Origin of the sequence: Cellulophaga omnivescoria (genome assembly GCF_027915275.1) — a bacterium.
Lineage (GTDB): Bacteria > Bacteroidota > Bacteroidia > Flavobacteriales > Flavobacteriaceae > Cellulophaga > Cellulophaga omnivescoria.
Genome location: NZ_CP115819.1, coordinates 850,405 through 875,815 on the forward strand (window position 1 = coordinate 850,405; position 25,411 = coordinate 875,815).

Consider the following 25,411-nt stretch of genomic DNA (forward strand, 5'->3'; position numbering starts at 1 on the left):
TTAGAGGTAAAAACTAGATATTTAATACACTTAGCTTAGAGGCTAGAATGAAGCACTCTTTGTAATTCTTCTTCAAAAAAAGAAGGATGCTCTGCTACTACATCACCAATAACTATTACACCAGGAAGGGCAATATTGATATTGTTTTTAACGGTATTACAACTAGACAAGGTGCCTGTTATGCAGGTTTCTTTACCTAAAGTACCGTTTTGTATTATAGCAAAAGGCGTTAACTTACTTCTATGTTTTGCAACTTCTTGAGCTATTTTAATAAACTTACGTACTCCCATAAGTATTACCAATGTTGCAGAAGATTTTGCAGCTAAAATTAAATCATTAGAAAATGATCCATCTTTTTTTGTGGCTGTCATTACCCAAAAGCTACTGCTTACACCCCTACGAGTTACTGGTATACCTTGGCTGGCGGGCACTGCTATTGCACTACTTATCCCAGGAACAACAGTTACTGGTATACCAAAAGATTCTACGTATTCTATTTCTTCACTAGCCCTACCAAACACAAAAGGATCTCCTCCTTTTAAACGTACTACGTGCCCGTATTTATATGCGCTTTCTACTATAAGTTTATTTATGTCACCTTGTAATAAAGAATGTTTTCCACAACGCTTACCTACGTATATTTTAGGAATAGAATTATCAATTTCACTAAGTAAATCTATACTTACTAGTGCATCATATAAAATTACATCAGCTTGCTGCAAAACCTTAATTCCCCTAAGGGTAATAAGGTCTACACCGCCCGGCCCAGCACCTACTAAACTTACTTTAGGATTTTTTGACTGCATCATAATATATAATTATTAAGGTGAAAAATTATTAATACAACAACAAAACTACGTATTTATTTTGATGAAAATAGATAAAATATACGTAATAATACGTACTTTTGTTATTGTAATCTCATAATCACGTACGTATGAAAACCGTAATTGTAGTAGGAAATGGAATGGTAAGTTATAAGTTTTGTGAAAAGTTTATAGCTAAAAAAGAGAGTAATATTTTTAAAATTTTAGTTTTTGGAGACGAGCCAAGACCCGCTTATGATCGTGTACATTTAAGTGAGTTTTTTGAAAATAAAGATGCAAAGGCATTAGAAATGGCTCCTGCAGAATGGTATATAAAAAATAACATTGAACTATACACCAACGAACGCATTGCAGATATTAATCGACAAGAGAAAACAATTACCACTGCTAAAAATAGAGATTTCACCTATGATTATCTTGTTTTAGCCACAGGATCAGCTGCATTTGTACCTCCTATTAAAGGGGTTGAGAAAGAAGGTGTTTTTGTTTACCGAACAATTGAAGATTTAGAAGGGATGCTAGCGTATGCTGCTAAATTAAAATCTACCAAATCTAATGCAAAAGCTGCGGTTTTAGGAGGCGGATTATTAGGTCTTGAGGCTGGAAAAGCTGTTATGGATATGGGCTTAGAACCTCATATAGTTGAGTTTGCTCCAAAATTAATGCCAAGACAATTAGATAGTAGAAGCAGCCAAGTACTACAATTAAAATTAGAATCTATTGGTTTACATATACACCTTGGCAAAGCTACCAACCAAATACTAGGAGATAAAGTTATTACCGGAATGGAGTTTGGAGAAGATGATGTTTTAGATGTAGATATGCTAATAATATCTGCTGGCATTAGACCAAGAGATGAGTTAGGAAAAGCTTGTGGATTAGAAATAGGGGTACGTGGCGGCATAGTAGTTAACAACAAAATGCAAACTTCTGATGAAAACATATATGCCATTGGAGAAATTGCCTTGTACAACCAAATGATATACGGCCTTGTTGCCCCTGGCTATGAGATGGCTACTGTTGCTGTAGACCAAATAATAGGTAATACTAACAATATTATGTCTAAAAGTATAGATATGTCTACCAAATTAAAATTAATTGGTGTAGATGTTGCCAGCTTTGGAGATCCGTTTATGCCTGCAACTAAAGGTCATTCTGTTATTTTTGAAAATAAAACACAACATTTATACAAAAGAATAAATGTAAGTCTTGATGGCAAAAAATTACTTGGCGGAATTTTAGTTGGCGACGCTACTGATTATAGTATGCTACATCAAATATATTTAAATGGTATGCCAATTCCTTCAGATCCTTCTCAATTAATATTACCTGCCGGAGATGGCACTGCCTCCTTTGGTAGCGCTATGGATCTGCCAGATACTGCGGTTGTTTGTTCTTGTGAAGCCGTAACTAAAGGCCAAGTTTGTTGTTCTGTAAAAGATGATGGAAATGAAACTGTAAAAGATGTTGCCAAAGCTACCAAAGCAACAACTGGTTGTGGCGGTTGTAAACCTATGGTTGTAGACTTGGTAAATGAAACATTAAAGTCTTTAGGAAAAGTTGTTAAAGAACGTATTTGTGAGCATTTTGATTACTCTAGGCAGGAGTTATATGACATTGTAAAGATGAAAAATATTAAAGATTATGATGAGCTTTTAGATACTCACGGAAAAGGCAATGGTTGCGAAGTTTGTAAGCCTTTAGCGGCGTCATTATTTGCAAGTATATTTAATGAAACAGCTAACAAACAAGATACAATACAGGACTCTAATGACAGGTATTTAGCTAACATACAGCGTAACGGAACCTACTCTGTTGTGCCACGTGTTGCTGGCGGAGAAATATCTCCAAAACAAATGATTGCTATGGGCAGAATTGCTCAAAAATATGATTTATACACCAAAATTACAGGCGGACAACGTATAGATATGTTTGGAGCAAAACTACATGAACTTCCACTTATTTGGGAAGAGTTAATTGCAGAAGGCTTTGAAACCGGACAAGCTTATGGTAAATCTTTACGTACCGTAAAAAGCTGTGTAGGATCTACTTGGTGCAGATATGGCATGGATGAAAGTGTAAGTTTTGCCATTGAAATAGAAAACAGATATAAAGGCATACGTTCTCCTCATAAATTTAAAGGTGGCGTATCTGGTTGTATTAGAGAATGTGCAGAAGCACGCGGTAAAGATTTTGGTTTTATTGCCGTAGAGGGCGGCTGGAATATTTACATATGCGGTAACGGTGGCGCAACTCCTAAGCACGCTGTTTTATTGGCAGAAAAAGTAGATAAAAAAACGGCTATTACGTATGTAGACAGGTTTTTAATGTACTATATACAAACTGCACAACCATTAATGCGTACTGCGGCTTGGCTAGACAAGTTAGAAGGTGGTATAGATTACATAAAGGACGTAGTTATTAATGATTGCCTAGGCATTGTAGATCAGTTAGACAAGGATATGCAACATTTGGTAGACACATACAAATGCGAATGGAAAGAGGCTGTAGAAACTCCTGAAATTAGAGCCAAGTACACACATTTTGTAAATTCTACAGAAGAAGATGAAAATATAGAGTTTGTAGCTCTTAGAGACCAAAAAATGCCAGCTCCTTGGGTGTAATCATAAAACAGAACTAAAAATATATTAAGGATGATAACATCAATTTTAAAAGAATACTCGCCAACAGCTTTAAACCAAGTAACTACGTGGTTTAAAGCAGCCAAAACAAGTAAGTTCCCTAAAAATGGTGGTGCTTGCGTAAAATATAAAAACAAACAAATTGCCGTTTTTAATTTTACAAGAGAAGGCAAATGGTATGCCTGCCAAAACTTATGTCCGCATAAAATGGAAATGGTACTCTCTCGCGGAATGATTGGCGAAGATATGGGAACACCTAAAGTGGCTTGCCCCTTACATAAAAATACCTTTTCATTAAAAACAGGAGAAAATATAAATGGTACTTTAGATGCTATTGCAACATATCCTGTAAAAATTGAAGATGGTTTTGTGTATATTGGGTTTTCTGAATAGCTTTGAAAACAAACCTAAGCAAAAATGGCAACAACTAACAAATTAGAGCAGGCTTTTTACCTTTTTGATAAAGCTAACGAGCAAGACCCAAACAAGGAAATATACAAGGGTAAAGAATATGCAAAAGAAGTGCTTTACGCTATGCGTATGACAGACAAATTAAATTCTTTTGCTCCTAATGCCTCAGAAACGTTACAACTAACAGCACGTTGCCAACATATTTGCAGATGGGAAATACCAAGAGATTCTTATGAAATAAACAGAACAGGTTATTTAAAATGGAGGCAAGATTTAAAAAAATATCACGCTAAAAAAGCAAGTGAAATTTTAACCGCTGTTGGATATGACCAAAACACCATTGAAAAAGTCGCTTTTTTACTTGAAAAAAAACAATTAAAAAAAAATGAAGAAACACAAACATTAGAGGACGTTATTTGCTTGGTATTTTTAGAATTTTATTTTGAGCCTTTTGCAAAAAAATATTCCGAAGAAAAACTAATAGATATTTTACAAAAAACTTGGAGAAAAATGTCTGAAAAAGGACAAAATGCGGCATTAAAACTACCTCTATCAAAATCATCATTAGAGCTTGTAGGCAAAGCATTGTCTTAATTAATTGCTTAATATAAGGCCATTTTATGAGTCATAAAAAACTTGAAAAATCTTTAGATAATACTACATTTTTAAGAATTAGAAAATGGTATTTACTAGCGTTATTAGCTATTGCTTTTTCAATTGTGTTTTCTCAGGTGTTAATACAAATGCATTTAAATTCCCAATTAAACGACTCTAGAGTTATAAATGTAGCTGGCAGACAACGGGCATATAGCCAAAAATTAGTAAAAGATATTTTACTATTACAAAGAGCAACTCTAAAAAAAGAAAGAGATACAGTTCTAAAAAACACAAAAAAAACATTAGATGTATGGCGTATTTCTCATAAAGCCCTACAATTTGGTAATGACTCTATGGGTATACCAAAAGAAGATAACAAAGCCATTTTAGCGTTGCTGCAAAAAATTACACCACATCACAATGCAATGATTAAGGCTGCAGAACGCACTATTGTTTATAATACTACTGACGGATTTAAAGATTCTATTGGCTTAAAAGAAAATATAAATATCATTTTAAAAAATGAAAAAATATTTTTAAACCTAATGGATACTATTGTAAATAAGTATGATAGTATTAGTAAAACACAACTTGAAAAATTAAAGCAAAAAGAGCATTTATTAGTAGCCTTTTCTTTACTAATTCTTTTATTAGAGATCCTATTTATTTTTAGACCACTGTCTATACAAATTAGAAACACCATAAGTAAACTATTAAAAAGTAAAATTGAATCTGAAGAAAACACTTTAAAAATAGAACAGCTTTACCAAGAAAAACAAAACTCCCTACAAGAACTGCAAGAGCTTAACTTTGTTATAGACAATGCTGCACTGTTTGCTAGTATTAAAAATAATGAAAGTGTAGTTTTTATAAGTAAAAAATTTCAGGAGCTTTTAGGTTGTAGCACACAAGATTTAGCAAAACCATTATCTGAAATACTTACAACAAATGAAGGTCAACAACAGTATTTAAAAGAGGTTTTAAAAAGTAACAGAAAAAATATTAGAAACGAAGAAATAAAAATAAGAACAAAGAAAGAGCAAGACATTTGGTTAGATATGTCTATAATTCCGCTCCATAATTCTTCAAAAAAGCAAAATATTTTAATTCTATGTTCTGATATTACCGAGCGTATAGAAAATCAGCAAAAACTAGAACAACTAACCAAGCAAAGTTTTGAAGACAAAATTTTGCAGAGAAAACTACAAGCCAGTCTTATTGTTGAAGGGCAAGAAGAAGAGCGCAAACGTATAGCAAAAGATATACATGATGGTATTGGACAAATGCTAACAGCTCTTAAGTTTAATATTGAATCTATTAATTTAGAGAACAAAGATAAAACAAAGGAAAAAATAGCCTATTTAAAATCACTTTGCACAGACTTAATAAAGGGCGTACGCACAGCTACATTTAACCTTACTCCACCGGAGCTTAAGGACCACGGTATTTTTCCTGCCTTGCAAAAAATGACTACAGAACTTTCTAAACTAACAGGGAAAAATATACTTTTTGAAAACAAAACAGAAAAAAACATTAGGTTTAGCTCCTTAGCAGAAACTAACATTTATAGGGTTGCACAAGAAGCAATAAACAATGCTATTAAATATGCTAACGCCAATTATATTTTATTAAGTATAAATTACAACCAAAATACACTAAGCGTTTTAATTGATGATGACGGTAATGGTTTTGATGATTCTATTTTAAACAAAACACCTAAAAATAATAGCGAAGGTGGTATGGGTTTATTTTATATGAAAGAACGAATAAGCTACATTAACGGTAGACTTTTTATTAACTCTACACCTGGTAAAGGAACAAGAGTAACTATAAATTACAAACCCGAAAAAACCACTAAGCAACAACCATAAAACTGTAATTATGAAAATACGAATTAGAGAAAATTCTGTTAGATATAGACTTACTAAAAGTGAAGTAGAAGCATTTTGTAAAAGAGGTTATTTTATACAACAAACCGAATTTAACACCTCCTTATTTTGTTATGAGATAAGAACCAAAGATGGTATAAGCAATTTAGAAACAGATTTTAAAAATAATACCATATCTATATACGTGCCCAACAGTTACACAACAGATTGGCATACTAACTCTATTGTAGGTTTTAGTAATACGTATACAACCAAACAAGGCAAAGAGCTTTCTATTTTAGTAGAAAAAGATTTTGTTTGTATGGATGAAACCGTAGAAGACCAATCTGACAATTACCCTAACCCAAAGGCTTAAAATATTTATAAACGAAAAAAGAGCGCCTATAAGACACTCTTTTTTAACTAACCAACTAAAATACTTAATATAGTAACTAATCTTCTTTATCTTCTTCAAACTCAGTTTCTGCAACACCAGTTTTAGCTGTGTTTAAATCTCTAAACTGTAAGCTTGGTTTTTTTCCGTCAAAATCAAAAACTAAAATCTCTTTAGACTGCATAAAGTCTAAACTTTTAAAACTATTAAATTTATTGTTTTGTAATTGTAATACTTTAAGGTTAACCAATTGCCCAAATTCCTGAGGAATGTCTCCCATTAATTGGTTGTTAGCTATAACTAATTCTTTAAGCTCTACTAAATTACCTAATTCCCTTGGTACAAAGCCAACTAAAGTGTTTTCAAAAAGTCCTAAACTCTCTAATTTGGTTAAGCTTCCTAACTCATCTGGTATTATACCTGTTAATTTATTACTTGAAACGTTAAACTCCTTTAGGTTTTTTAATTTCCCAATACTTTTAGGAATTTCTCCCTTTATAAGGTTGTTAAATAAAATTAGGTTTTCTAAATTAGTTAACTCACCTATTTTGGTAGGTAATTCACCCGTTAACATATTCATTTCTAAATGAAGCGTTTTTAACTCTTTTAATTTAGTAATTGTTTCTGGTATTACACCGTTTATTTTATTAAAGGCTAAATTTAAGTCTTGTAAACTTTTTAATTTAGAAATTGTTTTTGGCAACGTACCCTCTAAGTTGTTTCTAAATAAATTTATACCAACAACCCTATTATCTTTTACTGAAACACCTTTCCATGTAGAAACAGGTTTTTGTAAATCCCATTTAGTTGTCCATTCACTACCATTTGTAGCGTTGTACAAATCTATTAACACCGCTTTCTCTTTTAAAGAAATTTGTGCTGTAACCGCCTGCAACGTAATGGCTACAAAAGCCAAAATTGTGTAAGTAAAATTCTTTTTCATTTGTATGCTAGTTTTGCTGGTATTGTGATACAAAGAGAAGCTAATTATAGACAACTGGCAAAATTATTAGATGAAATACAGGCACTTAGCTCATTTTTGTTGTGAAATGCGCTTTTTTTGTGGTTTAGCAAATCTACTTACAAATACTTGTTTTTCTTACATATCTTCTAGGCTAAGAGTTAAATCTTCCCATGTAGCCATAAGTTGTTTTAATTTTTTCTTTTTGGCTTCATATTTATCAAAAAAATCTGGTTCAGCTATGGTAGCTTCATACTCCAATAAAAGTTTTTCATCTATCTTTTTAATAGCGCTTTCTAAAGTAGAAATTTCACTCTCTACATTACTAAGCTTATTTTTTAAAGACTTTATTTTTTTCTGATCTTTATAGTCTACTTTTTTATTTTCCTCTTTTTTTACTTCTTGCTTTACCTTAGTTTTTTTCTCAATTGCCCTAAAGTTTTCTGCCTTACGTTGCTCTAAGTAGTAATCTATATCACCAAGGTACTCGCGTATTTTTTGATCTTTAAACTCATACACTTTGTTAGTTAAGCCTTGTAAAAAATCTCTATCATGGGATACAAGTATTAGCGTACCTTCAAAATTTTGTAATGCTTGTTTTAATACATTTTTAGATTTTATATCTAAGTGGTTGGTAGGCTCATCCATTACAAGCACATTTAGTGGTTGCAATAACATTTTAGCTAGCGCTAAACGGTTACGCTCACCACCAGACAAAACTCTTACATACTTATCTACATCATCTCCTCTAAACAAAAAAGACCCTAAAATATCTCTAACTTTACTACGGTTAGTTTCATTAGCTGCATCTATCATAGTATCTAAAATGGTTTTGGTACCATCTAAATACTCCGCTTGGTTTTGCGCAAAATATCCTATTTGTACATTATGCCCAAGTTTTAAATGACCATTATAGTCTAACTCACCCACCATAATTTTAGCCAGAGTAGACTTACCTTGACCATTTTGCCCTACAAAGGCAGTTTTACTATCACGCTCAATTAATAAATCTATATTATTTAAAACTTGTTTATCTCCGTAGCTTTTAGATAAATTTTCAATCTCAGCAATAATTTTTCCTGGAGTTATAGATACCGGAAAACGTAAATTCATAACGCTATTATCATCCTCATCAACCTCTATCCTATCAATCTTATCTAATTTTTTAATTAAAGATTGCGCCATAGTTGCCTTAGATGCTTTTGCTCTAAATTTTTCTATTAGCTTTTCTGTTTGTTGTATTTGTTTTTCCTGATTTTTTTGTGCGCTTAATTGTTGTGTTTTAAGCTCATTACGCTGTATTAAATACTCTGAGTATGGTTTATTGTAGTCATAAATTCTACCCAAAGAAATTTCAATAGTTCTGTTGGTAACGTTATCTAAAAACATTTTATCATGCGATACAATTACCACTGCTCCAGAATAGCCCTTTAAAAACTGCTCTAACCAAATAATAGATTCTATATCTAAATGGTTTGTAGGCTCATCTAAAAGCAACACATCATTAGTTTGTAATAGTAGCTTTGCCAACTCTATACGCATACGCCATCCGCCAGAAAATGTTTCGGTTTTTTTATCAAAATCTGTCCTACTAAAACCTAGCCCTTGTAAAACTTTTTCAGTTTCTCCTTGGTAGTTGTAACCTCCAAGAATTTCATAATGATGCGTTATATCATTTAAGTCTACAATTAGTTGACTATAACTTTCACTTTCATAGTCTGTACGTTCTGCTAACTGATGATTAATTTCATCTAACTTTAGCTCTAATGCCTTTATTTCTTCAAATGCTTGGTAAGATTCTTCTAGAACAGACCTACCTTCTACAAAATCTATATCTTGTTTTAAAAAACCAATTTTTACATCTTTATCTGCGGCTATTGTACCACTATCTATTGGCATTTCTTTAGACAGTAGTTTTAACAGTGTAGATTTACCTGCTCCATTTTTTCCTATTAACCCAACACGGTTTCCAGGATTTAGTCTAAAAGAAATTTCTTCGAATAAAAACTCTCCTCCAAAAGAGACAGATAAATTGTGAATATTAAGCATAAATTGTGACTAATGTTACAGATGAAAATTATAGAATATAGTATTTTTGTAAAAACTTTTTGCAAATGTTAAAAAAAGGAAACAAACTTGGCAGTATTTTAACAGGAACTTGTCCTAAATGTCATTCTGAGAGTATGTATAAGGATAAAAATCCGTATCATTTGGCTAATGTTTACGATATGCACGAGCGTTGTTCTCATTGTAATACTAAATACCAAATGGAGCCTTCTTTTTTTTACGGAGCAATGTATGTTAGTTATGGTGTTGGTATTGCGTTTGCTGTTGCTGCTTTTTTTATTTCGTATTTATTTATTAAAACAAGTCTTTTAGTAAGTTTTATTTGCATAGTTGGCACCTTAATTGGGTTTATGCCAATAATTATGAGGCTATCTCGTAATATTTGGATTAATATGTTTGTACATTACGATAAAAATGCAATTGCTAATTTTAAGAAACAGAAGCAAAATACCTCTTTATAAAGCGTTTACAGTCTATTTCGGGAGTAAGTGGTTGGTTATTTTCTATAAAATTATATAATTGTTGTGCGGCATACGGCCCAGCCATTACTCCTCTAGAGCCAAAGCCATTTAATACAAAAATATTTTTATACTTAGGATGCTCCCCAACAAGTGGTTTACGATCTGCAACCGTTGGCCTTACACCTGCCTTATGGTCTACCACCTCATAATTACACTTTAAAAAGGTAGTAAGTTTGGTTAGCAATTCTTCTTTTGCTGCTTTTGAGGTGTTATTAGTTTTATCATCTCTATTATAAGTGGCGCCAACTCTGTACAAACTATTACCCATTGGAATAATAAATACAGATGACTTAATAACGCTTTCTTCCTTTAAATCTGGTGCTTTTATAGTTAACAGCTCGCCTTTGGTTCCATTTAAAGGTAAATAATTAAAATATGGATTGTTTTTTAGCCCAAAACCAGTTGCAAAAATTATTTTTTCTGCTTTTATGCCTTTGTAGTTTATACAGTCATCTTCAATTGTTAGCTCATTAAAACTAAAGGTTTCTTGCAGCAAAGCATTTTTAGAAATTAGGTAATTTTTATAGGTAAATAAAAGCTCTTTAGTATCTATTCTTCCTGTGTGTAAAACCTCTCCGTAGCCAAAATTAGCATCTATATTAGCATTTTTATTTTGAATAATTTTAGGTGATAAAAAATAACTAAGACTAGGTTTGTCCATAGCTTCAAACCACATATTTTGTTCTTCTACAGATGCAAATCTACGTATTACAGGTATTTTATAATCTAGCTGTACTTGTAACTTTTTTTCTAATGCTTTGTAAAATGGCAAAGCAATATCTAATTGTTGTTTAGCATTCCAAGCCAATGTAAAGCGTTTTAATATCACGGGATTGTATAAACCGCCAGCCACTACAGAAGATGTTTGTGAGTTGTCTGCAATTACCTTAAACGTTTTATTGTTTTGTGCTAGTGTTTCACAAAAAGAGATACCTGCCAAACCAAGACCTACAACTAAATAATTTACCATAAAACAAAAGTAGATAAAGTAGCTTAATTTAAAGCACAAAAAAACTCCCTAGAATAAATATTCTAGGGAGTTTGCTTATTTTTTTTGAATTGGAATTCTAAAGCAATTTATTAATAGCTCCACATATCTTGCTCTCTGTCTCTAATAACCTCTTTAATTCTTTTGGCCTCTAGTAACTGGAACAATGCGTTGTCTGAAATATAATCTTTAATTTTACGATCACCGTGTACATTTTCTTCTTTGTAAATTGTTGCGTGAAATCTTCTTGAATTTAGCAACATATCAAAAGAAATTGGACTAGCAGAATTACGTTGGTTAAAGACTTTTGCTTTATGTAATATTTCTCTGGCATCTGGGTACCAAACCCAAAATAAAGGAATTTTATTACCATCTATATCTACAGACTCATCATCTATAAAGTTAACATCTGGTGCAACTGGTGCTATACCTAATAAACGGTATTTTAATTCACCTTGTCTTTTATCAAAATACCACATTCCTTTAATTAGGTACTCTTCTAAATCTGCAGCTACAAGATCTCTTTTATTAATGTATTCTTCAGATACTTCTTCACCAGCATTGTACTGGTCATAACCGTAATCTGTTGTATCTACTTTTTGCATAGAAGCTTTTAAATCTTCTAACTTTCTTTTTTCAGTAAAGTAAGAATCTGCATAAACTTCTAATTCTCCGCTTTTAATAGCTTTCATTAAAACGTGGTATAAAGATCTTCTGTTCTTTCCTATATCAATTGTATCTATAGGGTAGTATAACGGAAAGTTTACACGCTCATCTAAATCTATAACTTCCCATACAGTTGTAGACCATAAAACATCTCTGTCGTCTACGTAACCATATTTTAAAGGTCCGTCATTATCTTTTTTAATTTGTGCCTCAGTTTTTACACCTATTTCTTCTGGCTTTTTTGCATTCAATACGTTTGATTGCGCCATAGCAGATATTGAAGACACTGCTAAAAATCCTACTACTAAAATGTTTTTCCAATTCATCATTTAAATAATTTTGTTTTGAAGCTATAAGTAAGTTGCCATTTTGCAATAGCAACTTACCAATTAGTTTCATTTATTCTAGTTTGTAATTTCTACAAGTACACTAGAAACTTTCTTTAATCTGTAACTCTTGTTATTTGTAATATAAGCTTGGATATTAAATATCTGAACCATATCACCTCTTTTTGCTCTTTTTAATGCAGACTTAGCTCTACTGTCTAATTTTCTACCATTAACTCTTATTGTTGGTTGCCCTGGAACTTTAAAGCTAAAGCCGCTTACACCAATATTTAAATCAAAATCAAAATCTTCTAATATTGCACCAATTGTAGAAACTTCTAAGTTTTTACGAGGCATTTTAACGCTACCAGTTTCTCCTCTAATAGAACCTGTTGGGCTTGGTATATCTTTAATTCTAAATTCTGAAGAAGAACTAACCGGTTTACCATCTGGTAATGTACCAGAAGCTTTAATTGTTACTGTTCTACCAGAACCAGGAGTCATAACATACTTGCTACCACTTACAGACTTTAAACCAGGAGCAGAAGCTCTTACTTTATTGTTTGGTATACCAGGTATAGAAATTGTCATTGGGTTAGCAACACCACGGTAAACAACGTTCATTTTATCAGCTGCAATTAATGCTGCGCTTGGCTTAGATATAGTTGCAAAAGAATTTTTAACTTCTACAGGAACCTCTTCACCATCTTGCTTAAAGAAAAGTGTACCTGCTATTTCGTGATCACCTGGGTTACCAGCACCAATTAACATTTTTACACCTCCAGCCTCTAGCTGATAATCTGTACCTTCTTTTAATTTTCTACCATCTAATGTTAATTCTGCTCTTACTGGAGTAGAAGAATCATCAGTTTTGCTAATTATAATTTTACCATCATACTTTTCTCCTGCATAAAATGCAGATTTAGATCCAAAAAGTGATGTTTTAAATTTCTTTAAAGAAACTTGATCTGTTAAGTTACCTTCTAACATTGCTTTTAAAGCGTCTTCTTCAGTTGCTTTAATATCAGACTGTAAAGCTGTAATTTTAGTTAAAGAAGCTATTAAAGGAAAACCTTCATAGTGATAGTTAATCCAATCTTGCTTGGTTTTATCTTTCTTCTCTACTTTACCATTAGCATCACCAGTTTCAAATCTAGCTTGTACTGATCCTTTAATTTTATCTGGCACAAGGCTAGATACTTGCTCACGGTAGTCTTTAATTCTTTTCATAAACTCTTTACCACCTGGAGCTAAATTTTCTCCGCTAAAGAATTTTTGATCTAAATAATCAGACTTATCCATAACTTGGTAATCTGTAGGATCCTCAACGTTCTTAGTCATCTCTTTCTTAAGACCTTCTAAATAGTCGTAATACTCTTGAGATATTGCTTGTACTTTTTGTGCTTTTTTGTAATCTTCAGCATATTTTGCTGCGTTTTCCTCAGCCTTTGTTCCAAGACCTTCTAAAAAAGCTACGTTATTTTCTGCTGTTTTTTTGTTAGAAGCTTCCATCTTTACATTCATTAAGCCGAATGCAGCTAGAACTTCTTTACTCATATTTAACGCCAGCATACAAATGAACACTAAGTACATTAAGTTTACCATTCTCTGACGTGGTGACTGTTTTCCTCCTGCCATGTTTTCTACTAATTTTAGTTAATAATTGATTTGGGGTTAAGTATTAACTAATTAGTTTTTACTCATTGCTGATAACATACCACCGTACACTCCGTTTAAAGAAGATAAGTTAGTAGCTAAAGATTCCATTTGATCTTTTAATGCTGAAGAGTTTTGTACTACTTCTTCATTAATTGAAGCTTGTCTGCTAGCACTTTCTAATTGTACTTTATATAAGCTGTTTAAAGATTCCATTTGTGAAGCGGCTTGTACCATTTCTTCAGAATATTTTCTAGTAGATTCCATTGCATCTACAGTAGGAGCAATTCCTTTAGCAGCACCTTCAAAGTTTTTAATGCTGTTACCAAGACTTCCCATTAATTCTGCATCAACACCAGCTTCTTTTAACATTTCGTCTAATTTTTTAGATAAAGATGCTTCTGTTTCTTTTACTTCTAAAGTTTCGTTTTTCTTTCTTGCTGATCCTTCACCACCTGCTAATTCTGGGTAAACTAAAGACCAATCTAATTCGTCTTCAATTGGCTCAAATGCACTAATGGCAAAAATAAGTGCCTCTGTAATAAGACCAATTGCTAATAATACACCACCGTTTAATGGACCTAACTCCCAGTGAAGAATTTTAAACAATGCTCCTATAATTACTACAGATGCTCCAAGGCCATAGGCCATATTAAATAATTTCTTTGTTGATTTTGACTGTGCCATAATTTCTAATTTTAATTTGGGTTTATTAATTATAAGTATTTAAGGTTAAATTTATTCGGTTATTAATTGGTAGAATCTTCTTCTCCCATGTAATCTTGTACAGTTCTAAAGCCAATATAACTACGGGCAGAATCTCTGTATTCATAATCTCTTGTAGACACTTGTAAGAAGTATGCAACATCTTTCCAAGAACCACCACGTATTACTCTTCTTGCGTTTCCACTATCTCCTCCGTTAGGATTCATTGTAGAAACAAAATCATAAGTACTTGGGTCGTAGCTAGAGCTTGTCCATTCAGACACGTTACCAGCCATATTATACAAGTTAAAGTCGTTAGGCTCATAAGATTTAGCCTCTACTGTATACAATGCTGCATCTGCAGCGTAATCTCCTCTTTGTGGCTTAAAGTTTGCCATGTAGCAACCTGTGTCACTAATTACATAAGGACCACCCCATGGGTACATACCACCTTCAATACCACCTCTTGCAGCGTACTCCCACTCTGCTTCTGTAGGTAATCTAAATTTGTTAACTGGTTGTTTACCTCTACTTTTTTGGTCGTCGTTCTTTAATTTTGTTCTCCAGTTACAAAAAGCTGTTGCTTGGTCCCAAGTAACACCTACTACAGGATATTCGCTATATGCATCATGCCAAAAATAGTCGTTGTGCATTGGCTCGTTGTAAGAGTATTCAAAATCTTTAATCCATACAGTTGTATCTGGGTATATTGGTAACTCAGTCTGCTTTATAAAATCTTTTCTGCTTCCAGTTTTAGATCTTGCAGCTGCGTCAATATCCATCCAACTATACTTATATATAAGTTGTGTAACATCTATAGTACGTTGGCCGTTGTATGCTTCTTCTTCAGGTATGTATAATTTATCCATTACCTCTACATAGTACTCATCTGGAAATTCAGACGTGTCCCAAATAAGTTTTTCGTCCTTATTTAGAGCTCTACCTTCATAACCTAATGGACCACCACCTCCGTAGTTATCCATCATATACTTATCGTACTCAGACATTTTAGTTGTATCTGCATCTTTAAATGCATAATCTCCAATACCACCATCTTCTGGACTTAAGCCTAACTCATCTGCTAATATTGCCAATTTTGTTCTTGTAATAGAATCTTTAACCCATTCTACAAACTGACGATACTCACTATTTGTTATTTCAGTATCATCCATATAAAAAGAAGTTACTGTAACAGTTTTAGTTGGCGCATTTAAAACCTGCGCTTGGTCTTCTTCTGTTTTACCCATGATAAAAGATCCTCTTGGGATCAATTCCATACCATAAGGTTTCTCCGGATACCATTTTTTTCCTTGGGCTCCTACCAATTCTCCTTTTGTTCCTGACTTACCACAACTGCCAAGTAAAAGAACAAATCCCATGGACATTAACAATAGTTTCTTCATAATTATAGGTTAAATTTCGATTTAAGATATTTAGTTCTTAAACATATATATTCAAACATTAAAACAGCGTTTTAAACGAAATATTGTATTAAGACACGTTATTTTGTAATTTTTTTAATTGAGGCCTTTTTTAAATGCCTTAAACCACCTTTCTGGAATGTTTTGGTTGGTAGCCTCAACATAATCCGCCTTGGTGCAGGGTAATAACGCAGGCATTTCGTTTTTATTATATGAATTTAAAATTGATGGTACTTCTACCCACCATCTTTCTGTTAAATTACTTTTATAAAAAACAAGTTCCTCTAAGTCTGATGGAACTATATACTTTGTAAATGCTTCTTTATTTAAGTATGGCAACTCTTGTACTCTAAAGTTAAAACCCTCTATAAAATACCATATTATCTGGGCTACTAACTGAAAAGACTGATTAGAATTTTCACTTTCAAAAACCCCAAACACAGCTAGTTTTTCACTTATACCTGCATATCTTGCAATGGCACAAATTTCTCTTCCTGTAAATCCGTTTGGAGAAAAATTATTTAACATTCCCATTTCGCTTGCGCGCACAGCTCGTGCATCTAAACTAACAATATGTGCATTTCGTAGAATTGGCTCTACCAAGGTAATATCTGAAGTTACCTCCCCTAAACGATATGCATCAAAAAAAAGACGCTCCATTAAATCTATTTCTTCTTGAGAGTTAAAATAGCTTTGGTAGCCAATATTTGAAAAATTAAATAAGTTATTTGGCTTATCTGTTATAATTTTACTCATATAGGAATGAGAAGAGATAAGCTCTTCATGATCTCCAAAATCAAACCTACTATCTATATTTACTAGGTTAATCATATTCCGGAGTCCATCAAAAGCTCTGTAACAGGGGTATGTTAAGTCTTGTGTAGGGCCAATTACTATTGGCACAATGTTTTCTTCTATTAAACCAGCAACAACTTCTTTTACCACAAAATAAGTATCGCTTACCTTTTCTCCTGGTTCTACATCTCCAAGATCTATAATGGTAGCGTTCCAATTGCCTACCATTAGTTTGTAAAGTTCTAATCTAACACTAGATAAATCTAGTGCTTCTGCTTTTTTCTCAAAAGCATTTCTGGCTTCATTAACACCTATTATTGCTATAGATGCCATTGCCAAAACTGGCAATCCGTCTTTTTTTGTGTGTTTGTATATTTTTTTACCTAATGCTTGCGACGGTAATAGCTCACAATGAGCTATTACTTTATCTGCCACTGGAGTCAAAAAATCGAACGCCATATATTTTTACTTCTTAGTCTTTGGTTTTGCTTTTGCTTTTGCCTTAGGTTTTGCTTTTGCCTTGGTTTTTTTCTTTGGGGTTTTCTTTTCTATCATTGCTTTAGCTTCTTCTAAAGTAATTTTAGTAGCATCTACTGTTTTAGCCAATTCTACTTTTATTTTACCCTTAAGAACATTGTGTCTACCCCACCTTGCTTTTTCTATACGTATACCTTCTTCTGGCCATTCTTGTATTAGCTTATCTATTTCTTTTTGCTTTTTAGCTTCAATAAGTTCTACAATATCCTCATAAGAAAGTGTATCAAAATCGTATTTTTTATTTACGTTAATAAACATCCCGTTCCACTTTATAAACGGACCAAAACGCCCTACACCTTTAGTAACCTCCATATCTTCATAAGAAGCTATTGGTGAATCTGCCTTTTGTTTTTCTTTAATTAATTCTATTGCTCTTTCTTTGGTAATATCTAAAGCACTTTCTCCTTTTTCCATAGAGATAAACTTTTTACCAAATTTTACGTAAGGACCAAACCTACCAACGTTTGCAGATACTTCTTCTCCTTCATACGTACCTAAATCTTTTGGCAGTTTAAAAAGCTCCATTGCTTCATCAAAAGTAATTGTACCTAAAGAGTGCTCTGGTAATAAACTAGCAAATTGTGGTTTTTCTTCTTCCTCTGCAGTACCTATTTGCACCATTGGTCCAAACCTACCTAAACGCACAGAAACTTGCCTACCTGTTTTTGGGTCTGTACCTAAAATACGTTCACCACTTGCTCTATCTGCATTTTGCTCTACATCTTCTACCTTAGGATGAAAATCTTTGTAGAAGTCTTTCATTACTTTACCCCAGTCTTCATCTCCTGTTGCAATTTCATCAAAATCTTCTTCTACTTTAGCTGTAAAATTATAATCTAAAATGGTTTCAAAATGATTTACCAAAAAGTCGGTTACAATCATTCCTATATCTGTAGGCACCATTTTACCTTTATCAGATCCAACCGTTTCTGTTAAGTTCTTTTCTTGTACATTATTGGCCTCTAACACCAATTGTGTATACTTACGCTCTACACCTTCTATAGTTCCTTTTTCTACATAGCCTCTGTTTTGTATTGTAGAAATTGTTGGGGCATAAGTAGACGGTCTTCCTATACCTAATTCTTCTAGTTTTTTAACTAAAGATGCTTCTGTAAATCTGTACGGCGCTCTAGAAAAACGTTCTGTTGCTGTAATGTAGTTGTTAAGTAATGTTTCTCCAACTTTCATTGCTGGTAACATACCTTCTTGCTCCTCTGTTTCTTCATCATCATGGCCCTCTAAATATACCTTTAAAAAACCATCAAACTTAATAACCTCTCCATTAGCAGTAAATTCTTCTTTATGTTTATCTGCCTGTATTTTTACATTAGTTCTCTCTAATTGCGCATCACTCATTTGTGAAGCTAAAGTACGTTTCCAAATAAGCTCATAAAGTCTTGCTTGGTCTCTTTCTAATGAAGGAGATTGCCTTTTCATATCTGTTGGCCTAACCGCCTCATGCGCTTCTTGTGCACCTTTGGTTTTACCTACATAATTACGAACCTCACTATATTCTTTACCGTAGTTTTCTATGATTGCTTCTTTTGCTGCATCTAAAGCTTCTTTAGATAGGTTTACGCTATCTGTTCTCATATAGGTTATTAAACCTGCCTCATATAAACGTTGTGCAACTTGCATTGTTCTACCTACAGAAAAATACAATTTACGTGCAGCCTCTTGTTGTAAGGTTGATGTTGTAAATGGCGCTGCAGGAGATTTTTTAGCTGGTTTTTTATCTAAGTTTGCTATAGAAAAATTAGCGCCAATATTTTTATTTAAAAAATCTTGTGCTGCCTTTTTACTAGAAAATGTTTTATTAATTTTTGCAGAAAAACTACTACCAGATTCTGTTTTAAACTCTGCAACTACTTTAAATGAAGCCTCTGGCGTAAAAGCTTCTATTGCTCTTTCTCTTTCTACAATTAACCTTACCGCTACAGACTGCACACGACCTGCAGAAAGTCCTGGTTTAATTTTTTTCCAAAGCACCGGAGATAATTCGTAACCAACCAACCTATCTAAAACTCTACGTGCCTGCTGTGCATTTACCAAGTTATAATTTATTTCTCTTGGGTTTTCTATTGCCTTTTGTATTGCAGACTTAGTAATAGAGTTAAAAACAATTCTTCTTGTTTTATTTTTATCTAGTTTTAATTCTTCTGCCAAATGCCATGAAATAGCTTCTCCCTCACGATCCTCATCACTTGCAAGCCAAATAACTTCTGCTTTGTCTGCTAAATCTTTAAGTTTTTTTACAAGTTTTTTCTTTTCACTGTCTACAACATACTTAGGGGTAAAATCGTTTTCTACGTCTACTCCTAACTCTTTAGACGGTAAATCCGCAATGTGTCCAAAGCTAGACTCTACCTTGTAATCTTTTCCTAAAAATTTCTCTATTGTTTTTGCTTTTGCAGGTGACTCTACAATTACTAAATTCTTCGCCATTTTTTGGTTTTTGGTTGTACAAAAGTATAGCAATTTTTTTATTTAATACGTTATAAGGTAGAAACCAACAAAAAAAGACCGCATAAATTAGCGATCTTTTGTCTGTTTTTGTATTAAATTAATCTAGATTTAAGCTACTTAACAAGCTTATATTATTTTCTAAATATTTGTATTGATACAGAATATTATCTCCTACCATTAACAAGTTATTTTCTTTAGGTATTACATCAAAAGCAACTATATCTTTAAAATGATTAATTTCTTTTAGCTTGTCTACATCTGTTTTATCATAAACTTTTAAACCAGATTCTCCATCGCAAATAAATAAAGTATTACCTTTTATTCCCAACCCATAAGGGCCGTCTAAAGGGTATTGCTTTGTTAAAACCGGATCTGTAATAGTACTTATATCTACTATGTACAAACCACTTTCTGTTGCCCCGCAGTTATTACCACCGCGTAAAGTTACATATGCATAATCTCCGTCTACAACAACAGGATCACAAGCTGTACCGTGCTGAAATTCTGAGACAAACGTTGGTGTTTGTGGATTTGTAATATCATATATATACATACCACTTTTGCTTCCTAAAAATAAATGATTATCTCTATTAAAAATAGTTTCTATATCAAAACCAGCATATACATCATCTAAGTCTAAAGGGTTTTCTAAATTTTGAATATTAAATACATTAATATTGTGGTTATCTACTGCATATAAATAATCTTCTACAATTTTAAAACGTGCCAATGAACCTCCTTGACCCGTATTGCGAGCGTCTGCTGTGTTGTTTAATGCTACATCTTCAAACATTAATTGCACCTCTTCTTTTAACCTACGTTCTGTAACCACTTCCCAGCCTACTAAAACCTCATCTTCTGTAGTTGCATTTTCCCACTCATAAATATCGGCCATAGGCCAAATAATATTGTCCTGCAGCACATTTTCTAATCTATTTACAAGTTTAATATTATCTTTATTAGCTATATTAAAAACCAGTAAATCTCTTAGACTATCGGCGTACAAATAGTTGTCTTTTACTGAAATATCTACATTACCTGCTATTTTTATAAAGGCAATTTTTATAGGGTTTTCTGGATTTTTATTATCTATTACGTGTACACCTTTGTATTTATCGTTCACAAAAATATAGTTGTTATAGGCATATATTTTACCAGATTCTTCCATAGGTTTAGGGGCAATAATATCGCCGCTGTCTTCAAACTCAGACAAGCTAATTTTTAATGGCTTAGCCACTAAAAAATTTGCATATTTACCATCATCTTCGTGATCTGTACAACTACAAAATACACTTACAAGGCTTAGTAATAAAAAGAAATGCTTTTTCATTCTTATATCTTTTTTGGTTGTTACAAAATAGATACAGAACAAACGCAAAGGTTGCGCAATTACTTACAAATTAGATGAAGCAAGCGCTTTTAACCTATCTTCTGTTTCATCTGCAAAACCAACTCCATTTTTATATGCATAATAAATAGGAATTCTTGCTAGCATTGCCGTAAACAAAACTCCTACTACACACAGTATTACACCAAGTTGTGCTATTACCCCCATTACAAAGGTCACTCCAAAAAGCACAAACCAATTTTTATTTCCTAAAGCAAAACTTGCCTTTACTATTTCTAGGGCAGACAATTCTTCTTCAAAAGCTAAAAAAACAGGAAATAAAGCCAATGGCACACCTAAATAAATTAAACCTACACCACAAGTAAGCATACCTACTATAGCTAAACCAATAGTTATAGAAGCTAAAATAAAAGCTTTAATCATATGATGTTTTTTAAAGTAGTAAAAATGACCATCTGTGTTTAGTTGTACATCTTTAGCCCTGCATATTCTATAGAAGCCAGCCATTAATAACAGGTTAACAGCAAAAATACACATCATTATAATTGGCATTAAAACCATTGAAAAAAAAGTATAAATAATAGGCGGCTCTTGTCTTTCAAATGCTTCTGCATTAAAAATACCAAGTGCTATTAAAGGCGTGTACATAACTAAAACAAGCAATAATGTTAGCAACGTAGTAAACAGTACCGTAACAAACCCCGGCAACCAAACCACTTTAAACAGTTCCATACTTTTATTAAAAATATCACCAAAATCTAATGCAGGTTTTGTATTTATTTTCCCCTCTACGTCGTAAAAATTCATCTCTTTAATTTGTATTATAAAAGCAAAAATAAACTTAACTGGGATTTTACCACTAAAAAACTATTAAATTTAACTGTCAAATTGTCACTTTTTTATATTTAGTACTATCTTTGTGCTTTTACAAGCTAGTAGTAGATTTAGATATGGCAGAAGAGAAAGTAATAGACGAAACAATACAGGGTAATTCTTTAACTCTAAAGAACAAAAAAGATAACACGCGCAAACTATACATAGAAAGTTATGGTTGCGCTATGAATTTTTCTGACAGTGAAATTGTTGCTTCTATTTTATCAAAAGAAGGCTTTAACACTACCAAGGTATTAGAAGATGCAGATCTTGTTTTAGTTAATACTTGCTCTATTAGAGAAAAAGCAGAACTAACCATACGCAAAAGGTTAGAGAAATTTAATGCCGTTAAAAGAACAAGACCACATTTAAAGGTTGGAGTTTTAGGCTGTATGGCAGAGCGCTTAAAAAGTCAATTTTTAGAAGAAGAAAAAATTGTAGATATGGTTGTAGGTCCAGACGCCTATAAAGATTTACCTAACTTAATTAAGGAAGTAGACGAAGGCCGTAATGCAATAAACGTAATTTTATCTAAAGAAGAAACTTATGGTGATGTTGCTCCTGTACGTTTAAATACAAACGGAATTTCTGCTTACGTATCTATTACTCGCGGTTGCGATAATATGTGTACGTTTTGTGTTGTACCTTTTACACGTGGTAGAGAACGCAGTAGAGAGCCACAATCTATTTTAGAAGAAGTAAATGATCTTTGGAACAGAGGCTATAAAGAAATAACTCTTTTAGGACAAAATGTAGACAGTTACCTATGGTATGGTGGCGGATTAAAAAAAGATTTTAATCAAGCTACAGAAATGCAAAAAGCAACGGCTGTTAATTTTGCAAGTTTACTAGAGATGACTGCGGTTGCACAGCCTAAAATGAGAATTCGTTTTTCTACATCTAACCCACAAGACTTAACGTTAGACGTGGTTAAAACAATGGCCAAGTATAATAACATTTGCAAACACATACATTTACCAGTACAAAGCGGAAGCGATAGAATTTTAAAAGCTATGAACCGTTTACACACCAGGGAAGAATATTTTACATTAATAGATAATATTAGACAAATTATTCCTGATTGTGCTATTTCACAAGATATGATTGCCGGCTTCCCAACAGAAACTGAAGAAGACCATAAAGACACACTTTCTTTATTAGAGTACGTAAAGTACGATTTTGGCTATATGTATTCTTATTCTGAAAGACCAGGTACAATGGCTGCACGTAAACTAGAAGATGATGTACCTGAAGCTGACAAAAAAAGAAGATTAGCAGAAATTATAGCATTACAAAGACAACACTCTGGCTACAGACTACAACAACGTTTAGGTAAAATTGATGAAGTTTTAATTGAAGGAGAATCTAAAAGATCTACAGAACATTGGATGGGAAGAAACTCGCAAAATGCTGTTGTTGTATTCCCTAAAGAAGAGGGTAGCCAAGTAGGAACGTTTGTAAATGTAAAAATTGAAGATTGCACAACAGGAACCCTTTTAGGTAGTATTGTAAAAAATTAAATATCATGGAATCTGTACAAGCAATAAAACAACGATTTGAAATTATTGGGAACGATGTACAACTTAATAGAGCTATAGAAAAAGCGATACAAGTTGCACCTACAGATATCTCTGTATTAGTTACTGGTGAAAGTGGTGTTGGTAAAGAGTCTATTCCTAAAATAATACACTCATTATCTCATAGAAAACACGCAAAATATATTGCTGTAAACTGTGGTGCAATTCCAGAGGGCACAATAGACAGTGAACTTTTTGGCCATGAAAAAGGAGCCTTTACAGGTGCTACAACTACCCGTAAAGGATATTTTGAAGTTGCAGATGGCGGCACCATTTTTTTAGATGAAGTTGGAGAGTTGCCCTTAACAACACAAGTACGTTTGCTACGTGTATTAGAAAACGGCGAATTTTTAAAAGTTGGCTCTTCACAAACGCAAAAAACCAATGTACGTATTGTTGCTGCTACAAACGTAAATATGTTTGAAGCTATTAAAAAAAATAGATTTAGAGAAGATTTGTACTATAGGTTAAGCACTGTAGAAATAAACCTTCCGCCTTTACGAGAGCGTTTAGAAGATATTCATTTACTTTTTAGAAAATTTGCATCAGATTTTAGTCAGAAATACAAAATGCCAACAATACGTTTGTCTGATGATGCTGTGCAAATACTACAAAAATACCGCTGGGCTGGTAACATAAGACAATTACGAAATGTTGCAGAACAAGTTTCTGTTTTAGAATCAGATCGTAATATCTCTGCCACTACCCTACACTCTTACTTGCCAAACGGAGGAAATACCAATTTACCTGCTGTTGTAAATCAAGAAAAAAAAGAGAGCGATTTTAGCAATGAAAGAGAAATTTTATACAAAGTTCTTTTTGATATGAAAGCAGATCTAAACGATCTAAAAAAATTAACACTAGAGTTAATGAAAAATAACGATAGTGAAAAAGTACAGGAAGAAAATGAACATTTAATACAAAAAATATACGGCGATCATGATGATGACGCTTTTGAAGAAGCAGAAAGCACACCATCAGAAATACTACACCTACCTAACCCAACTAGAGAAAGAGAGGAAGTTATTTCTCCTATATTACCACAAGATGATAAATACCATTTTGCAGAAGAAATAGAAGAGGAAGAAACGCTATCTTTACAAGACAAAGAAATAGAGCTAATTAAAAAATCTTTAGAAAGAAACAGAGGGAAAAGAAAAGCCGCTGCTGCAGAATTAGGAATTTCTGAGCGTACTTTATATAGAAAAATAAAACAGTTTGATTTATAATTTGATGAAAAACATAAAAAACATTTTTGCAATACTACTTATAGTTTGTACTGTACAAGCCTGCGGACTAAAAAGTGTTGGATACAATTTTACCGGTGGTAGCACTGGAGACGCAAAATCTTTTCAGGTAAACTTTTTTCAAAATTATGCTTCGCAAAGCCCAGGGTCTACAGTAGAACCAGGTTTAGACAGAGACTTTACAAATGCCTTACAAGATTTATTAGGAAGTCAAACTAGCCTTAGTCTAACTCCATCTAACGGAGATTTAGTGTACGAAGGTGAAATTGTAGAATACCGTATTTCTCCTATGACAGCTACAGCGGCACAAACTGCCGCACAAAACAGGCTAACAATGACGGTTAATGTACGTTTTTACAATAAAACAAAAGAAGACTCGGATTTTGAACAGCGTTTTTCATTCTTTTACGATTATGATGCAAACTCTTTATTAGCATCTGTAAAATCTGAAGCACACGCAGAACTATTTGAGCGTATTACACAAGATATTTTTAGCAAATCATTAGCAGACTGGTAGT

Annotated in this window: 21 protein-coding genes; 9 read left to right on the top strand and 12 right to left on the bottom strand. The window is 33.0% G+C overall.

What is annotated here, in order from left to right:
- Nucleotides 1-35 precede the first annotated feature (35 nt).
- Nucleotides 36-809 (bottom strand): uroporphyrinogen-III C-methyltransferase, encoded by a 774-nt coding sequence (gene cobA / locus PBN93_RS03710; RefSeq protein WP_271081460.1) that lies wholly within the window; start codon nucleotides 807-809, stop codon nucleotides 36-38.
- A 128-nt stretch (nucleotides 810-937) separates the two neighbouring features.
- Here cobA and nirB point away from each other — a divergent pair, with 128 nt between their 5' ends.
- The 5 genes from nirB to PBN93_RS03735 are packed head-to-tail and all read left to right on the top strand — an operon-like array spanning nucleotide 938 to nucleotide 6,721.
- Nucleotides 938-3,451 (top strand): nitrite reductase large subunit NirB, encoded by a 2,514-nt coding sequence (gene nirB / locus PBN93_RS03715; RefSeq protein WP_271081461.1) that lies wholly within the window; start codon nucleotides 938-940, stop codon nucleotides 3,449-3,451.
- Between the two features lie 30 nt (nucleotides 3,452-3,481).
- The gene (gene nirD / locus PBN93_RS03720) at nucleotides 3,482-3,862 is read left to right on the top strand and encodes a nitrite reductase small subunit NirD (protein WP_408612206.1); all 381 of its coding nucleotides are present in this window, start codon (nucleotides 3,482-3,484) and stop codon (nucleotides 3,860-3,862) included.
- Nucleotides 3,863-3,886: 24 nt separating this feature from the next.
- Nucleotides 3,887-4,474: a DUF4202 domain-containing protein gene (locus PBN93_RS03725; protein WP_271081462.1), complete on the top strand. Its 588-nt coding sequence runs from the start codon at nucleotides 3,887-3,889 to the stop codon at nucleotides 4,472-4,474.
- 26 nt (nucleotides 4,475-4,500) lie between these two features.
- Nucleotides 4,501-6,348 carry a sensor histidine kinase gene (locus tag PBN93_RS03730; RefSeq protein ID WP_077398918.1) on the top strand — a complete coding sequence of 616 codons (1,848 nt, stop codon included), beginning with the start codon at nucleotides 4,501-4,503 and terminating at the stop codon, nucleotides 6,346-6,348.
- Nucleotides 6,349-6,358: 10 nt separating this feature from the next.
- Nucleotides 6,359-6,721 (top strand): DUF7009 family protein, encoded by a 363-nt coding sequence (locus tag PBN93_RS03735; protein ID WP_271081463.1) that lies wholly within the window; start codon nucleotides 6,359-6,361, stop codon nucleotides 6,719-6,721.
- 76 nt (nucleotides 6,722-6,797) lie between these two features.
- Here the strand turns inward: PBN93_RS03735 and PBN93_RS03740 are convergent, their stop codons facing one another.
- The gene (locus tag PBN93_RS03740; RefSeq protein ID WP_077398922.1) at nucleotides 6,798-7,682 is read right to left on the bottom strand and encodes a leucine-rich repeat domain-containing protein; all 885 of its coding nucleotides are present in this window, start codon (nucleotides 7,680-7,682) and stop codon (nucleotides 6,798-6,800) included.
- Between the two features lie 156 nt (nucleotides 7,683-7,838).
- Nucleotides 7,839-9,749 carry an ABC-F family ATP-binding cassette domain-containing protein gene (locus PBN93_RS03745; protein ID WP_271081464.1) on the bottom strand — a complete coding sequence of 637 codons (1,911 nt, stop codon included), beginning with the start codon at nucleotides 9,747-9,749 and terminating at the stop codon, nucleotides 7,839-7,841.
- 65 nt (nucleotides 9,750-9,814) lie between these two features.
- Here PBN93_RS03745 and PBN93_RS03750 point away from each other — a divergent pair, with 65 nt between their 5' ends.
- A complete protein-coding gene (locus PBN93_RS03750; RefSeq protein ID WP_077398926.1) occupies nucleotides 9,815-10,228 on the top strand; it encodes a DUF983 domain-containing protein in 414 nt (137 codons plus the stop codon).
- Here the strand turns inward: PBN93_RS03750 and PBN93_RS03755 are convergent.
- The 9 genes from PBN93_RS03755 to PBN93_RS03795 form a co-directional block, all read right to left on the bottom strand.
- Nucleotides 10,197-11,258, bottom strand: a complete 1,062-nt coding sequence (locus PBN93_RS03755; RefSeq protein ID WP_271081465.1) for an NAD(P)/FAD-dependent oxidoreductase — start codon at nucleotides 11,256-11,258, stop codon at nucleotides 10,197-10,199. The genes PBN93_RS03750 and PBN93_RS03755 overlap by 32 nt on opposite strands.
- Before the next feature lie 110 nt (nucleotides 11,259-11,368).
- Nucleotides 11,369-12,268, bottom strand: a complete 900-nt coding sequence (gene porN / locus PBN93_RS03760) for a type IX secretion system ring subunit PorN/GldN (protein WP_034646186.1) — start codon at nucleotides 12,266-12,268, stop codon at nucleotides 11,369-11,371.
- A gap of 78 nt (nucleotides 12,269-12,346) precedes the next feature.
- A complete protein-coding gene (gene porM, locus PBN93_RS03765) occupies nucleotides 12,347-13,906 on the bottom strand; it encodes a type IX secretion system motor protein PorM/GldM (protein ID WP_077398930.1) in 1,560 nt (519 codons plus the stop codon).
- Between the two features lie 51 nt (nucleotides 13,907-13,957).
- On the bottom strand, nucleotides 13,958-14,611 hold the full coding sequence (gene porL / locus PBN93_RS03770; protein WP_077398932.1) for a type IX secretion system motor protein PorL/GldL: 654 nt from the start codon (nucleotides 14,609-14,611) through the stop codon (nucleotides 13,958-13,960).
- 62 nt (nucleotides 14,612-14,673) lie between these two features.
- The gene (gene porK, locus PBN93_RS03775; protein WP_077398934.1) at nucleotides 14,674-16,032 is read right to left on the bottom strand and encodes a T9SS ring complex lipoprotein PorK/GldK; all 1,359 of its coding nucleotides are present in this window, start codon (nucleotides 16,030-16,032) and stop codon (nucleotides 14,674-14,676) included.
- A gap of 114 nt (nucleotides 16,033-16,146) precedes the next feature.
- Nucleotides 16,147-17,304, bottom strand: a complete 1,158-nt coding sequence (locus PBN93_RS03780; protein WP_271081466.1) for a formimidoylglutamase — start codon at nucleotides 17,302-17,304, stop codon at nucleotides 16,147-16,149.
- A 6-nt stretch (nucleotides 17,305-17,310) separates the two neighbouring features.
- Nucleotides 17,311-19,827 carry a type I DNA topoisomerase gene (topA, locus tag PBN93_RS03785; RefSeq protein ID WP_271081467.1) on the bottom strand — a complete coding sequence of 839 codons (2,517 nt, stop codon included), beginning with the start codon at nucleotides 19,825-19,827 and terminating at the stop codon, nucleotides 17,311-17,313.
- A gap of 118 nt (nucleotides 19,828-19,945) precedes the next feature.
- Complete coding sequence (locus tag PBN93_RS03790) at nucleotides 19,946-21,178, bottom strand: LVIVD repeat-containing protein (RefSeq protein WP_271081468.1); 1,233 nt, start codon at nucleotides 21,176-21,178, stop codon at nucleotides 19,946-19,948.
- Nucleotides 21,179-21,241: 63 nt separating this feature from the next.
- Complete coding sequence (locus tag PBN93_RS03795; RefSeq protein WP_271081469.1) at nucleotides 21,242-22,003, bottom strand: hypothetical protein; 762 nt, start codon at nucleotides 22,001-22,003, stop codon at nucleotides 21,242-21,244.
- A 143-nt stretch (nucleotides 22,004-22,146) separates the two neighbouring features.
- On the opposite strand from PBN93_RS03795, the gene miaB reads away from it, so the two are divergent.
- The 3 genes from miaB to PBN93_RS03810 are packed head-to-tail and all read left to right on the top strand — an operon-like array spanning nucleotide 22,147 to nucleotide 25,410.
- Complete coding sequence (miaB, locus tag PBN93_RS03800) at nucleotides 22,147-23,589, top strand: tRNA (N6-isopentenyl adenosine(37)-C2)-methylthiotransferase MiaB (RefSeq protein ID WP_271081470.1); 1,443 nt, start codon at nucleotides 22,147-22,149, stop codon at nucleotides 23,587-23,589.
- Between the two features lie 5 nt (nucleotides 23,590-23,594).
- Nucleotides 23,595-24,875 carry a sigma-54 interaction domain-containing protein gene (locus PBN93_RS03805; RefSeq protein WP_271081471.1) on the top strand — a complete coding sequence of 427 codons (1,281 nt, stop codon included), beginning with the start codon at nucleotides 23,595-23,597 and terminating at the stop codon, nucleotides 24,873-24,875.
- Nucleotides 24,876-24,879: 4 nt separating this feature from the next.
- Complete coding sequence (locus tag PBN93_RS03810; protein ID WP_077398948.1) at nucleotides 24,880-25,410, top strand: LptE family protein; 531 nt, start codon at nucleotides 24,880-24,882, stop codon at nucleotides 25,408-25,410.
- The last annotated feature ends 1 nt before the right edge of the window (nucleotide 25,411 follow it).

What these genes read in the sequence shown, in the direction of transcription:
- cobA (WP_271081460.1), bottom strand. Translation starts at nt 809, where the DNA reads ATGATGCAGTCAAAAAATCCTAAAGTAAGTTTAGTAGGTGCTGGGCCG.
- nirB (WP_271081461.1), top strand. Translation starts at nt 938, where the DNA reads ATGAAAACCGTAATTGTAGTAGGAAATGGAATGGTAAGTTATAAGTTT.
- nirD (WP_408612206.1), top strand. Translation starts at nt 3,482, where the DNA reads ATGATAACATCAATTTTAAAAGAATACTCGCCAACAGCTTTAAACCAA.
- PBN93_RS03725 (WP_271081462.1), top strand. Translation starts at nt 3,887, where the DNA reads ATGGCAACAACTAACAAATTAGAGCAGGCTTTTTACCTTTTTGATAAA.
- PBN93_RS03730 (WP_077398918.1), top strand. Translation starts at nt 4,501, where the DNA reads ATGAGTCATAAAAAACTTGAAAAATCTTTAGATAATACTACATTTTTA.
- PBN93_RS03735 (WP_271081463.1), top strand. Translation starts at nt 6,359, where the DNA reads ATGAAAATACGAATTAGAGAAAATTCTGTTAGATATAGACTTACTAAA.
- PBN93_RS03740 (WP_077398922.1), bottom strand. Translation starts at nt 7,682, where the DNA reads ATGAAAAAGAATTTTACTTACACAATTTTGGCTTTTGTAGCCATTACG.
- PBN93_RS03745 (WP_271081464.1), bottom strand. Translation starts at nt 9,749, where the DNA reads ATGCTTAATATTCACAATTTATCTGTCTCTTTTGGAGGAGAGTTTTTA.
- PBN93_RS03750 (WP_077398926.1), top strand. Translation starts at nt 9,815, where the DNA reads ATGTTAAAAAAAGGAAACAAACTTGGCAGTATTTTAACAGGAACTTGT.
- PBN93_RS03755 (WP_271081465.1), bottom strand. Translation starts at nt 11,258, where the DNA reads ATGGTAAATTATTTAGTTGTAGGTCTTGGTTTGGCAGGTATCTCTTTT.
- porN (WP_034646186.1), bottom strand. Translation starts at nt 12,268, where the DNA reads ATGAATTGGAAAAACATTTTAGTAGTAGGATTTTTAGCAGTGTCTTCA.
- porM (WP_077398930.1), bottom strand. Translation starts at nt 13,906, where the DNA reads ATGGCAGGAGGAAAACAGTCACCACGTCAGAGAATGGTAAACTTAATG.
- porL (WP_077398932.1), bottom strand. Translation starts at nt 14,611, where the DNA reads ATGGCACAGTCAAAATCAACAAAGAAATTATTTAATATGGCCTATGGC.
- porK (WP_077398934.1), bottom strand. Translation starts at nt 16,032, where the DNA reads ATGAAGAAACTATTGTTAATGTCCATGGGATTTGTTCTTTTACTTGGC.
- PBN93_RS03780 (WP_271081466.1), bottom strand. Translation starts at nt 17,304, where the DNA reads ATGGCGTTCGATTTTTTGACTCCAGTGGCAGATAAAGTAATAGCTCAT.
- topA (WP_271081467.1), bottom strand. Translation starts at nt 19,827, where the DNA reads ATGGCGAAGAATTTAGTAATTGTAGAGTCACCTGCAAAAGCAAAAACA.
- PBN93_RS03790 (WP_271081468.1), bottom strand. Translation starts at nt 21,178, where the DNA reads ATGAAAAAGCATTTCTTTTTATTACTAAGCCTTGTAAGTGTATTTTGT.
- PBN93_RS03795 (WP_271081469.1), bottom strand. Translation starts at nt 22,003, where the DNA reads ATGAATTTTTACGACGTAGAGGGGAAAATAAATACAAAACCTGCATTA.
- miaB (WP_271081470.1), top strand. Translation starts at nt 22,147, where the DNA reads ATGGCAGAAGAGAAAGTAATAGACGAAACAATACAGGGTAATTCTTTA.
- PBN93_RS03805 (WP_271081471.1), top strand. Translation starts at nt 23,595, where the DNA reads ATGGAATCTGTACAAGCAATAAAACAACGATTTGAAATTATTGGGAAC.
- PBN93_RS03810 (WP_077398948.1), top strand. Translation starts at nt 24,880, where the DNA reads ATGAAAAACATAAAAAACATTTTTGCAATACTACTTATAGTTTGTACT.